This is a genomic window from Zoogloea sp. 1C4, assembly GCF_009469605.1.
Classification (GTDB): Bacteria; Pseudomonadota; Gammaproteobacteria; order Burkholderiales; family Rhodocyclaceae; genus Zoogloea; species Zoogloea oryzae.
Map to the genome: position 1 here is coordinate 1 of NZ_SSXU01000087.1, position 1,710 is coordinate 1,710.

2 protein-coding genes are annotated in these 1,710 nt (G+C 36.7%); both read left to right on the plus strand.

The features are described from left to right. The coding region (locus tag GH681_RS23865) for a hypothetical protein (RefSeq protein WP_228112054.1) at positions 1-285 on the plus strand (285 nt) is incomplete at its 5' end. A 1,038-nt stretch (positions 286-1,323) separates the two neighbouring features. Continuing rightward, positions 1,324-1,710 (plus strand): hypothetical protein (locus tag GH681_RS22935; protein WP_228112055.1); only part of this gene is annotated, 387 nt, incomplete at its 3' end.

Consider the following 1,710-nt stretch of genomic DNA (forward strand, 5'->3'; position numbering starts at 1 on the left):
AATGGTGGTTCTAAAGACTATAACTGGTCCGATGATCCAAAAGGAGTAAATGAGGACTATAAGGCAGAGTGGACTTGTAAACGTGTACGTACTGATGGAGTATGGTCTAACTTTAGTACACCAGCACTATGGTCTAATTGGGGTGAACAAGGTTTATCAGGTGGTCATTATCAATATAGGTGGAAGATATCTGCTACTAAACCATCTATTCCTACAGATGCAGCTGCTTCAGGTTGGTCTACTAATAGTGAGTTAGTACCAGGAGATGGTGAGTACGTATGGTAGATTCAACGATTTGCTAATCCAGATGGTACTTTAACGGCATGGTCTAATCTTATACGTCTTACTGGTGCTGATGGTGAGGATGGTAAAGATGGTAATAGTATTGAATTTATTTATACTAGGAATGCAGATGGATCTCAACCTTCTACTCCTGCTAGTGTAAATCAAGCTGGTCATATACCTAGTGGCTGGTCTAATCATCCTGAGGGTGTAACTGCATCATTAATGTATGAATGGGTATCTCAAAGATACTTAGATAAGTCTACTTAGAAATGGGGTGATTGGTCAACTCCTGGTATATGGTCTAGATACTCAGAAAGAGGTAAAGATGGTGATGGATATGAATACATCTATAAGAGATTCTCTAATTATGTTGGTGGAGATAGTTTAGGTCCAGGTGGTTCTGATTACCCTCCAGCAAATGTAGATTCTAGTGAATACCAAGCTGATGATTATGTACCTAGTGGATGGGATGATAACCCAACTGGACCTACTGAATCTATACCTTATGAATATGTTTGGACTAGAAAGAAAGAGAATAGTAAATGGCAAGCTTGGAAAACTGGAGCACTATGGGCTAAATGGTCTAAGGATGGTGAGCCAGGTAAGCCAGGTCAAGATGGTAAACCAGGTGAACCTGGAGAACCAGGTAAGCCAGGATCTAACGGTTATAGTATAACCGTTAATGGTTGTCCTTCTGCCATTAGGTCTTCAAAGGGATTCCTACAAACTACAAATGTAAAACTAAGTGCCATAAAAGTTAGAGTTGATGATAGTGCTACTAGTTCTGTATCAGGATATTGGAAAAGCTATTATTTAAACAGTTCTGGTTCATGGCAATAGATCAACAGTACATCTGGTAATACGTTTACTTCCACATGGAATTCATCATTATCTACTACAAAGTTCTGGTTTGGATTTACTACAGATAGTAGCGATTACAGTTCGTTAAGTCCTACTAGTCAATATAAAGTATGGTCAGCTGAAGTTCCAGTAGTATTTGATGGAGATGTATCTGATATAGATGAAACTTATACCATCATGAGAGATAGAGGTCAATGGAGATCTGGAGTACAATACTATCATGATAAAGCATCAAATGCAATAAAAGGTCAAGATGTATCTAGTGTAACTAATTATTACTTATATTCAACAGATCAAAGTGTATCTTATGATACTACTAACTGGTCTACTAATGTACCTACAAATACATACGATCAAGGTAAATTATACTCTTATAGTAAGATAACATATTCAGATGGTACTATTACCAAAACAATACCTGAAGTATTATTAACATATTCTGATTCTAGAGTAACATCTATTACACAATACTTTGCAAATTCAACTAATACATCTGTTCCTAGTGAAGGCTGGTCTACTAACAAGCCCGCATTAAATAAAGATAAACCTTATTTATTTAGATAT